General features: G+C 66.5%; 9 protein-coding genes. 6 read left to right on the forward strand and 3 right to left on the reverse strand.

Annotated elements, in window-relative coordinates; all coding sequences use genetic code 11:
* Positions 1 to 153 precede the first annotated feature (153 nt).
* Genes OXM58_00175 through OXM58_00185 form a run of 3 tightly spaced genes read right to left on the reverse strand, consistent with a single transcriptional unit; the run spans position 154 to position 3,445 of the window.
* Positions 154 to 843 (reverse strand): SDR family oxidoreductase, encoded by a 690-nt coding sequence (locus OXM58_00175; protein ID MDE0146763.1) that lies wholly within the window; start codon positions 841 to 843, stop codon positions 154 to 156.
* Positions 840 to 1,226: a Rid family hydrolase gene (locus OXM58_00180; protein ID MDE0146764.1), complete on the reverse strand. Its 387-nt coding sequence runs from the start codon at positions 1,224 to 1,226 to the stop codon at positions 840 to 842. Before OXM58_00180 ends, OXM58_00175 begins: the two co-directional genes overlap by 4 nt.
* A 50-nt stretch (positions 1,227 to 1,276) precedes the next feature.
* Entirely contained in the window at positions 1,277 to 3,445 is a 2,169-nt protein-coding gene (locus OXM58_00185; protein MDE0146765.1) for a ComEC/Rec2 family competence protein, read from the reverse strand.
* A 181-nt stretch (positions 3,446 to 3,626) separates the two neighbouring features.
* Between OXM58_00185 and gltX the strand changes: the two genes are divergently transcribed.
* The 6 genes from gltX to OXM58_00215 all read left to right on the forward strand — a co-directional run bounded on the left by gltX (position 3,627) and on the right by OXM58_00215 (position 11,091).
* On the forward strand, positions 3,627 to 5,039 hold the full coding sequence (gltX, locus tag OXM58_00190) for a glutamate--tRNA ligase (protein MDE0146766.1): 1,413 nt from the start codon (positions 3,627 to 3,629) through the stop codon (positions 5,037 to 5,039).
* A 193-nt stretch (positions 5,040 to 5,232) separates the two neighbouring features.
* Complete coding sequence (gene gltA, locus OXM58_00195; GenBank protein ID MDE0146767.1) at positions 5,233 to 6,549, forward strand: citrate synthase; 1,317 nt, start codon at positions 5,233 to 5,235, stop codon at positions 6,547 to 6,549.
* A 145-nt stretch (positions 6,550 to 6,694) separates the two neighbouring features.
* Entirely contained in the window at positions 6,695 to 8,521 is a 1,827-nt protein-coding gene (locus OXM58_00200) for an amidohydrolase family protein (protein ID MDE0146768.1), read from the forward strand.
* Entirely contained in the window at positions 8,518 to 9,504 is a 987-nt protein-coding gene (locus tag OXM58_00205) for an ABC transporter substrate-binding protein (protein ID MDE0146769.1), read from the forward strand. Before OXM58_00200 ends, OXM58_00205 begins: the two co-directional genes overlap by 4 nt.
* 34 nt (positions 9,505 to 9,538) lie before the next feature.
* Positions 9,539 to 10,333 (forward strand): ABC transporter ATP-binding protein, encoded by a 795-nt coding sequence (locus OXM58_00210; GenBank protein ID MDE0146770.1) that lies wholly within the window; start codon positions 9,539 to 9,541, stop codon positions 10,331 to 10,333.
* A complete protein-coding gene (locus OXM58_00215; GenBank protein MDE0146771.1) occupies positions 10,330 to 11,091 on the forward strand; it encodes an ABC transporter permease in 762 nt (253 codons plus the stop codon). Before OXM58_00210 ends, OXM58_00215 begins: the two co-directional genes overlap by 4 nt.
* Positions 11,092 to 11,135: the final 44 nt, after the last annotated feature.

The raw sequence follows: 11,135 nt of genomic DNA on the forward strand, positions 1-11,135 counted from the left end.
CGAGGCTTCAAGATGCGGTCCTGCGAACCGCTCCTCAGCCTCTCCTCAGGATGAAGAGACTTGATAGTTCACTATACTCAACTTCATCCTGAGGAGGGCGTTGAGGAGGCGCGAAGCGCCGTCTCGAAACGCCCGTCTCGAAGGACGCGCGCCCTACCACGGAATCCGGCTGCCGTCGTGGTTGATGAAGCTGCCGGTGTCGCGAAGGCCGACTCCGTCGATCACCTTCATCAGCCCGTCGACGCTCTCCTTCACCGATAGAGCGGCCGACGGCCCGCCCATATCGGTCTGTACCCAACCCGGATGGACGACGATCGCCGTGACGCCGCGGCCCTTCAGGTCGTTCGCCAGGACCTTCACCGCCATGTTCAGCGCCGCCTTGGAGGCGCGATACGAATAGTTGCCGCCGCTCGCCTCGCTGACCGAGCCCATGCGGCTGGAGATGTTGACGATCAGCTTGCGCTCCGAACGCGCCACGTTGCCGGCCAGCGCCTGCATCACCCGCACCGGCGCCACGGTGTTGACCCGCAGCGTCTCCTCCAGATCGGCGACCTCGAGCGTATCGAAGGTTTCGCCCCGGCCCAGCAGGATGCCGGCATTGTTGATCAGGATGTCGATCGGCGTATCGCCCAGCAGGTCGGCCAGCGCCCCGACATGGGCATCCGAAGTGACATCGCAGGTGTGGATCGTCGCCGACGCGCCCAGCGCGCGCAGTGCGTCGGCCTTGGCGAGATCGCGCACCGTTGCGTGGATGTGGGCGCCGGAGGCGGCGAAGCGGCGGGCGAATTCCAGGCCGATGCCGCGGCCCGCGCCGGTAATCAGGACGTTGTTCATGGGGTTCATGGGGCGGTCCTCTTCCGGACGGTCACTTCGATCTCGATTTTCATGCGCGGGTCGACCAGCCCGGCGATCACGGCGGTCGCGGCCGGGCGCACCGTATCGAACCACCGGTGCATGACCGGCTGCAGGGCCGGCAGGTCGGCGGCATCGGTCAGCGTGTACTGCACCCGCACGGTATCTTCGATCGAGGCGCCGGCCTCGTTCAGGATACGCTCGATGGTGCGGAAGGCCTGCTCGGCCTGCGCCGCCGCATCGTCGGGCATCTCGCCGGTTTCGTAGTCCATGCCGGTCGTGCCAGCGACGAATACCCAGTCCCCGTCCACCAGGGCGCGGGAAAAGGCGTAGTCGGCTTCCAGACGGGAGCCGGAGGAGATCGTTCTGCGCATGGCGGTTCCTTAGCGGCGAACGGGAGCGGGGGAAATGGGCAAATTCCCGATTACCTTATATCGGCCACGGCGCGCCCGCGCGCCAACCGGATTTGACGCGTCTGCATGGGCGGGCGGCTGACCCAGGGCCGGTCGCCGCGCACGTCCCGGTCGGTGCGGATCGTCACCCGCCCCGCCGAAATGCCGATTGCGTAGCTGCCGTTGCGCATCAGCGTCCGCCGGTCGATTGCCCATGGGACCGTGGGACACCGTCGCCGGACATCGAAGTCCGCCACGATCATGAAGGCGCGCCGGCAGTCCTCCGCCAAAGCCGCCGGGTCGGCCGGGAAGGCGATCAACCTGCCATCCAGCCGGTAGATGCAGCCAAGCGGGTCGCAGCGTACCCGGCTCAACCGGTCGCTGTGCCAGAACCGCGGCCGGCGCTGCGCCTCGCCCTCGCGCCAGACCCGGGCGATGAAACGGCCGCGCCGCGCCGAAGACACGGCGAGCGCCCCGTCGGCGGTGCGGGTCGCGACGAGCTGCACCTCCGGCGAGACCAGGATATCGGGCGGGGCGACGGTGAGGCTGCTGGCGAGGCCGGCCGCAATGGCGGCAACGCCGGCGAACCGCCAGCGACGCTGCCAGATCGTAAGCCAGAGGCCGCCGGCGACGATCAGCGCCATGCCCCAGGCCAGCGGCGCCGGCGCCAGCGCCAGCGCGCCGGGCAGGCCGGCAACGCCGTGGGCGACCCACAGCATCAGGTCGATGCCCCGGGCCATCAGCCAGAGCGGCCCGGCTTCCAGCCCGAACGGCATGGCGAACAGGGCCAGCAGCCCCATCGGCAGGACGAAGAAGGAAACGATCGGCACCGCGGCCAGGTTGGCGGCCAGGCCATACATCGCCAGCCGGTGGAAATGGAACAGGGCGAACGGCCCGGTCGCCGCGCCGGCGATCAGGCTGGCCGCACCGATGCCGACCAGGGCGCGCACAGGCCGCGGCAGCCGCGGCGTCCGGTTTCTCATCCGCCAGATCGACCAGGCCTCGTAAGCCGCGACCAGCGCAACCACCGCGGCGAAGGACATCTGGAAACTGGGCGTGGGCAGGCTCTCCGGCGACAGCAGAAGCAGGACCGTCGCCGCCGCCGCCACAAGCCGCATCGAAATTGCGACCCGGCCGACCAGGACGCCCGCCATCACCACCGCCAGCATCAGGAAAGCGCGCTGGGTCGGAATCGTCGCGCCGGTCAGCAGCAGGTAGCCCGCCGCGACCGCCAGCGCGCCGATCGCGGCAATCTTTCGCGTCGGCCAGCGCAGAGCCGCGCCGGGAACCAGCGCCAGACCGAACCACAGGGCGAAGAAGGCGATGCCGGCGATCATGCCGATATGCAATCCGGAAATCGCCAGCAGATGCGCCAGGCCGGCGTTGCGGATCGCCGTCATCGTTTCGGGCGAAATGCCGCCGCGATGCCCGGTCAGCAGGGCGGCCGCCACCGCGCCGGCATCGCCGGACAGAACCGCCCCGATACGCCGCATCGCGGTATCCCGCAGACGCTCGATCCGCGAATCGAGCCATCCGGTGCGGGCTTCCCGGACCGCAACGGGCGCCGTGACCGCAAAACCGCTGGCGCCTATGCGCTCAAAATAGGCCCGGCGCTGGAAATCCGCCGCGCCGGGGGCGACCGGCGGCCGGACCGGCAGCAGGACGGCGCGCAGCATGACGGTCCGGCCGGGCCGCAGGCCGGTCCAGCCGAGGCGAACCGTGAGGCGAACCCGCTCCGGCGTTTCGGCCGCGGCAAGCCTGCCGATCGCGAGATCGTCCAGCACCGCGCGCGCACCGTGGCGGAGCGGATCGACGGCGACCACCCGGCCGGTAACGGTCACCGGACCGATCTTGCGGCTGATCGCCGGCGCCTCGACGCTCCAGGTCCGCACCGCGGCGGCTGCGTAGCCGATCGCGCAGAGGAGAAGCAGGAAAGCCGGGAATCTCAGGAGTTCCCGGCGCCATCCCGCCCCAAGCACAACGGCCGCAATTGCCGGCAGGGCGAGCGCCATCGACAAGGCCGGTTCGGCCGTCCCGGAGAAGTAGAGAAAAACGCCGAGGCCGACGGCGGCCGGAGACCAGAGCAGCCAGCGTTCCCGTTCGTCGGACAGTCGCGCCGCCAGCCCGCCGGCAAACAGCCCTGCCGCACGGCCGAACACGCCGCCCGCATCCTCCGGCAGGCAGCGCCGCATCCTTGCCATCTGGCCGATCCAGCCGGGGATCGGGCGCACTCCTCTGAACGTCTATTCTTCTTGTTTTCCGGGTGCGTGCATGGCGACAGCGGCTGTGCTATGGCACCCACCCGTCCGGCCCGCTTCCACGCCTCTGCCCGTACGACGCGCGGCGCTCCGGCCGTAGCCGCGAAATCTACATGAAGCGCCGATGACTGTCGTTACCCGTTTTGCCCCCTCGCCGACGGGATTTCTCCATATTGGCGGCGCCCGGACCGCCCTGTTCAACCGGCTTTACGCGCGGCGGCAGGGCGGGCAATTCCTGCTGCGCATCGAAGACACCGACCGCGCGCGCTCGACCGACGCTGCCAAACGGGCCATCCTGGACGGCCTGCGCTGGCTCGGCCTGGAATGGGACGGCGCGCCGGCCTACCAGTCGGACCGCCTCGAACGGCACGCCGCAGTGGCGCAAGAACTGCTCGATGCGGGCGGGGCCTATCGCTGCTATTGCAGCCCGGACGAACTGGCCGCGATGCGGGAGGCGGCGCGCAAACGCGGCAGCGGGCGGCTCTATGACGGCACCTGGCGCGACCGCGATCCGGCGGAGGCGCCGGAGGGTGTCGCGCCGGTGGTGCGCCTGAGAGCGCCGCTGGACGGCGAGACCGTCATCGACGACGCGGTCCAGGGCCGGGTGACGGTGCGCAACGACCAGCTCGACGACATGGTCCTGCTGCGCGCGGACGGCACGCCGACCTACATGCTGTCCGTCGTCGTCGACGACCATGACATGGCTATCACCCATATCGTGCGCGGCGACGATCACCTGACCAACGCATTCCGCCAGGCGCTGATCTACCGGGCCATGGGCTGGGATATTCCGGCCTTCGCGCATATTCCGCTCATCCACGGGCCGGACGGCGCCAAACTGTCCAAGCGGCACGGCGCGCTGGGCATCGAGGCCTATCGCGACATGGGCTTTCCGCCGGAAGCCATGTGCAACTATCTCGCCCGGCTCGGCTGGAGCCATGGCGACGACGAGATCTTCTCCATGGCGCAGGCGGCGGACTGGTTCGATCTCAAGGATGTCGGCAGGTCCCCGGCCCGCTTCGATCTCGCAAAGCTGACCAGCCTCAGCGCCCACTACATTCGGGAGACGGCTGACGGCCCGCTCGCCGACGCGCTCGAACCCTTGGTCGCCGGGCTGCTCGGCGCGCCGCTTTCGCAGACGGAGCGCACCCGGCTGCGCGCCGGCCTGTCCGGGCTGAAACCGCGGGCGAAGACGCTGGCCGACCTCGCGGAGTCCGCCCTGTTCTACTGCCGGCCGCGGCCTCTGGAGCCGGACGCCAAGGCGGCGAAACTGCTGGACGATGCCGGCAAGGCCCGGCTGGCGCTCGGCCGGGCGGCGCTCGCCGGGCTGGACGACTGGTCCGCGGCAAGTGCCGAAGCGGCCATCCGCGCCGCCGCCGAATCCGCCGGAGAAAAACTGGGCAGCCTCGCCCAGCCCTTGCGCGCGGCGCTCACCGGCAGCACGGTCTCGCCGGGAATTTTCGAGGTTCTGGATGTGCTCGGCCGTGCGGAGAGCCTCGGCCGGATCGACGACGGTCTCGGGCGGACCGCCGGTTGAACCGCGCCGTCGCCGTCCCGGCGGTTCCCTGCCCGACGTTGCATTTGCCCAACCGGGCCCGACGGCCTATTTTCCGCTTGATGCTGCGCTGCACCACGGCCCTGTCCGCGCCCTGCGCACGGACATGCGGAACGCCGGTCGGGGCAGCATCGGGAACGACCGCGAACCCTATGCCGGGAACACCATGAACGATATGTCCGAGACCGCCGGCGGCGCTACCACGCAGTCCCTTACCGTGACCGACAATGCGACCGGACAGACGCTTGAGCTGCCGGTGCGCCAGGGAACGGAAGGCCCGCGGGTCGCAGACATCCGCCGTCTTTACAGCGATATGGGCATATTCACTTACGATCCGGGCTTCACCGCCACCGGCAGTTGCGAATCCAAGATCACCTTTATCGACGGCGACGAGGGCGTGCTGCTGCACCGCGGCTACGCCATCGAGGAACTGGCCGAGCACAGCGATTTCCTCGAGGTCTGTTTCCTGCTGCTCTACGGCCATCTGCCGGACAAGGCGGAAAAGGAGGATTTCGAACAGACCATCTCCATGCACACGATGGTCCACGAACAGATGCGGACCTTTTTCAGCGGCTTCCGCCGCGACGCGCATCCCATGGCGATCATGGTCGGCGTTGTCGGCGCCATGTCCGCCTTCTATCACGACAGCACCGACATCGACGATCCGTACCAGCGCATGGTCGCGTCGCACCGGCTGATCGCCAAGATTCCGACCATCGCGGCCATGGCCTACAAATACTCGATCGGCCAGCCCTTCATGTATCCGCGCAACGAACTGCGCTACGCGGAAAACTTCCTGCACATGACCTTCAACGTGCCGTGCGAGGACAGGCCGGTTTCGCCGGTGCTCGCCCGCGCGATGGACCGCATCTTCATCCTGCACGCCGATCACGAACAGAACGCCTCGACCTCGACCGTCCGCCTCGCCGGTTCTTCGGGCGCCAACCCGTTCGCCTGCATCGCCGCGGGCATTGCGTCCCTGTGGGGCCCGGCCCATGGCGGCGCGAACGAGGCGGTGCTGAACATGCTGCGGGAGATCGGCAGCAAGGACCGTATCCCGGAGTTTCTGAAACGGGCCCGGGACAGGGACGACCCGTTCCGCCTGATGGGCTTCGGCCACCGGGTCTACAAGAATTACGATCCGCGCGCCGCGGTCCTCAAGCAATCCACCGATTCGGTGCTGGACGAACTGGGCGTGCGCAACGAGCCGCTGCTGGAACTGGCTTTGGAACTGGAGCGGATCGCCGGGGAAGACGAGTATTTCCAGCAACGCAAGCTGTTCCCGAACGTCGATTTCTATTCCGGCATCCTGCTGCAGGCGATGGGCTTCCCGACCTCGATGTTCACCGTGCTGTTCGCGCTCGCCCGCACGGTCGGCTGGATCGCCCAGTGGAAGGAAATGATCGAGGACCCGGTCCAGAAGATCGGCCGCCCGCGCCAGCTCTACACCGGCGAAGCCCGCCGGCCCTTCGTGCCGCTGGACGAACGGTAGGCCGACGCAGCGCGCCGCCGCCGCCGCAACGGGTCCGGGCAGTTCGGAAGCCGGCTCCGCATTTGCCGAAACCGCCGCCTGACGCAGGCGCATCGCTAATTCGTTGACGGTCTTCCAACGGGGTTTAGGATCGTCCCTGCCCTGTATGGACAAATTCGGTCGCAGCGAAATGAAGCGGCGAGACCTTATCGGTGTCGCGTTGGGTGTTGACCCCCCTGACCTGGTCATCCGGTCGGCGACGCTGGTCAATGTGATCAGCCGCGAGCTTCATCCCGCGGACATCGTGGTCAAGGGCAGCCGAATCGCGGCCGTCCTCGACCCCGGCGGCACTTACGACAGAAGCGTGCATGTCATCGAGGCCGAAGGCCGGTTTGCGGCGCCAGGCTTCATCGATCCGCACGTCCATATCGAAAGTTCCATGATCACCGTGGCTGAATACGCCCGCGCCGTGATTCCGCGCGGCACCACGATGGTCGCAGCGGATCCGCACGAAATCGGCAACGTGCTGGGGCTTCCCGGGATGAAAGCCCTGTTCGAAGAAGCGAGCGCGGCGCCTCTGCGGGTCAGGTTGCGGGTGCCCGGACGAATCCCTGCGGTGCCGGCATGGATGGAGACCTCCAACGGCGAGCTGAGCGTCGCCGACACCCGCGCCATGTTCGACTGGCCGGAGGCCCTGTGCCTCGCCGGGGACATCAATCCGAATCTGGTCCTGCGGCAGGACCGGGAACAGCTCGAAAAATTCGAACTGGCCGATGAATTGGGCGTCACGATCTCCGGCCAGTCGCCGGGCTTGAGCGGGCGGGCGCTGTCGGCGTTCGTGGCCGCCGGCCCCGAAGACTCGCACGTTGCGAGTTCGGTCGACGAAATTGTGGAAAATACCCGCGTCGGGATGCGGTCGGTCCTCGCGTTGCGGCCGGCCCGAAGGCTCGATGCTGCGCATATGGCGGAACTGGCCCGGCGCGTGGCCGAGGAAAGGCTGGACACCAGGCTGTTCCAGCTTTGCACCGACGACATTCACGCCCACGATCTGCTCCACGAAGGTCATCTGGACCACCGCCTGCGGGTCGTGATCGAAGCCGGATTCGATCCGGTCGAGGCCTTTCAGTTCGCCACCCTGAACGTTGCGCAGGGCCTTCGCGTCGACCGGGACTATGGCAGCATCGGTCCCGGCAAGGTCGCCGATATCGTTCTCCTCGACGACCTTCGGGCGGTTTCCGTCGCGGCCACGATCATTGCCGGCCGGATCGTCTATGCCGATGGAGAATATCGCGGGGCCGGCGAAAGCCCGCGCTACCCCGATTGGACAAAATCGACGATCCGCTATGCAAAGCCGCTGACGGCCGCCGATCTTTCGCTGCGGCCGCCGGGCAACGCCGATTCGGCGATGGTCCGTTGCATCGCGTCGCCCACCGGCAAGGGCAGGAAAACGGCGAGGGAGGTCGAGCTTCCGGTCGAAGACGGGATCATCGTTCCCGCGCCCGAATGCGGCATCAACGCGCTCGCCGTCGTCGAGCGGCACAAGGCGAGCGGCGAAATCGGGCGCGGCTTCGCGACCAGCCTCAAGCTCCGGCGCGGCGCCATCGCCTGTTCGGTCAACCACGATGCGCATAATGTGATGCTGCTCGGCGCCAACCACCGCGACATGGCGCTGGCCGGAAACCGCCTTGCGGAAATCGGCGGCGGATACGTTCTGGCCTGCGACGGCGAGGTCGTCGCCGAACTCGCGCTGCCCATCGCCGGGCTCATGTCGGAAGCGAGCATCGAGGAGGTGGCGTCGGACCTGAGGTCGCTCGAGGAGGCGCTGGGCGATGTCCTTGGCGCGGACCTGGGCGACAAGGCGCTGATCAACATGAATTTTCTCTCGCTGCCAAATATTCCGGACTACGGCTTCACCAACAAGGGGCTCGTCGCTTCGGACCAGCGCATGCAGCTTGTCGAGACAGTCATCGAAGAAGGAGGGACAGTGACATGAAACCGCTAGCGATATTGAAAATGGGCTTCGTTGCCGCTGCGATTACGGCTTCAGCGGCATCCCCGTCATCTGCCGCCGACAGCGTCAAGGTGATGTTCGACTGGATTCCCGGCGGCTGGCACGCCGCCTGGTACGCCGGCAAAGTGAACGGCTGCTTCGGCGACCGGAAGCTGGAGGTCTCGTTGCAGCGCGGTTCGGGCGGCGTCGATACCGTCGCGAAGGTCGCGTCCGGGCTCGCGGACGTCGGCATGGCCGATCTCGGAACGGTGATGATCGGCGCGCACAAGAACAAGGCCGGCGTGAAAGCGATCTTTCCCGTCTATATGGACAACCCGTTCGGCATCCTGTCGCTGAAAACCACCAAAATCGCCTCGTTGAAGGATCTCGAAGGGCTGAAGCTGGCGGCCGGTCCGGGCGATTCCAACATCCAGATGTTGCCGTACGCGATGCAACTCGCCGGGGCGGACTTCAAGAAAGTGAAGGCTGAGCGGGCCGATTTCTCGGCGCTGCTCGGGCTGCTTCTGCGGGAAAAGGTCGAGGCGTTCACCACGTTTCTGACGACCGCACAAATTCTGAAAGCCGTTTCCAAGAGCGCCGGCAAGGAGGTTGCGTTCTACCACTACGGCAGGGATTTGAAGATCTACGGCTCGGTCATCTTCGCGACCGACACGTTCCTCAAGGAGCGCCCGGCGGTGGCGAAACGGCTGATGGCCGGCATGAAATGCGCCTACGAGGCCGCCCGCGCCAATCCCGACGCGGCGGCGGATGCGCTGCTTGCCGCGTTTCCGTCGAAAAAGCGAGGCGCGGAACTCGCCAGCATCCGGGGCGGCATCATCCTGACCTTCGGAGCCGGGACCTACAAGACGCACGGTTTCGAATGGGACATGGACAAAGTCGCCAGGACGTTCCAGCTGGCGCTGACCGCGCAGGGCGAAAAGGTGGAAGGCGCTGCCGGCGCCGCCTACGTGCACAAGTTCAAATGATCCGTGCCGGCTTCAGTGACTTCGGACATCCGGGATGACGGCGAGTGTCGACCGGGCGCACGTCGTCGTTTCCGAAGTCGCGAAAGAATTCGAAACGGGGGCCACGGAACCATTCGTGGCCCTCGACAATATCGACCTGACGATCGATCAGGGAGAATTCGTCCTCCTGCTGGGCCCGTCGGGCTGCGGAAAGTCCACGCTTCTGCGCCTGATTGCCGGCCTCGACGCGTCGACCCGGGGTGACATCCGCGTCAGCGGAGACCCGATCGCCGCCGGGTTCGAGCGGATCGGGATGGTCTTTCAGCAGCCCACGCTCCTGCCGTGGCTGTCGATACTCGAAAACGTCGTCTACCCGGCACGGGTGCGCTCGCAACGACTGGCACGGGAAAAACGGGGCGAAGCCCTGCGCCTGCTGGACATGGTCGGCTTGTCGCGGGTCGCCGACCAGCCGCCGAGCAGCCTGTCCGGCGGGATGCAGCAGCGCGCCGCAATCTGCCGCTCGCTGATCCTCGATCCGGAAATCCTGGTCATGGACGAGCCGTTCAGCGCGCTCGATGCCATGACGCGCGAGGAATTGCAGTTCGAACTGCTCCGTATCCACGCCGACAGCGGCAAGACGATCATCTTCGTAACGCATTCCATTCCCGAGGCCGTCCTGATGTCGTCGAAGATCGTCGTCATGGCGACCTCGCCGGGAAGAATCGCCGAGACACTCGAAACCGGCATGCCGCATCCGCGCACCCTCGAATCGCTCCGGCTCGACAGGGCTCGGGAGCTCGATGGCCGGATTCGGCAGCTGATCTACGGACGGGACCGGGGACAGGAATGAAACTGCGCCTGATCCTGTTGCCGACCGCAAGCCTCGCCGCGATGCTGGCATTGTGGGAACTTGCGGTGTTCGCCTTGGAGATTCCCGCCTATCTCCTGCCGGCGCCCAGCCGCGTCTGGTCGGCTGCAGTCGATATCGCGGCGGTCCTGCCGCGTCACATCATGGCGACGCTCGTGACCGTTCTCTCGGGATTTGCGCTATCTACGGCCATATCGATACCCTTGGGGGTCGTCCTTTCGATCAACAAGACCGTTTCCGAGGCGCTTTATCCGCTGCTGGTTTTTGCCAATGCCGTGCCGGTGATCGCGGTCGCGCCGATCATTGTCGTCATGTTCGGAACCGGCTTGGAATCGCGCCTGGTAATCACCTTGATGGTCTGTTTCTTCCCCATCATGGTCGCCACCGCGACCGGCATTCTCGACACCCCGAAGGAATTTCTCGACCTCAGCAAATCGACGGGTGCGTCGTTCGGGACGGAACTTCTCACCATTCGCATGCCGCACGCTGCGCCCTTCATATTCAGTGGTCTCAAGATCGGAATTACCCTGTCCGTGATCGGCGCCGTCGTCGGCGAATTCATTACCTCGCAAAAGGGTCTCGGATTTCTGATCGTGTCCGCCACCACCAATTTCGATCTGGCTCAGGCAATCGCGTCGGTCGTGGCGCTGGCGCTGATGAGCGTGGTGCTCTACCAGATCGTTCAACAGGTGCAGAAATTCTGGTTGCCGTGGTCGATCAAGTCCGAGTCGATGACCTGATCCGGACGCCCGCGAATTCCGGATTCCAGGTCAGGAATACCGAC

The sequence above is a fragment of the Rhodospirillaceae bacterium genome (genome assembly GCA_028819475.1).
Taxonomy (GTDB): domain Bacteria; phylum Pseudomonadota; class Alphaproteobacteria; order Bin65; family Bin65; genus Bin65.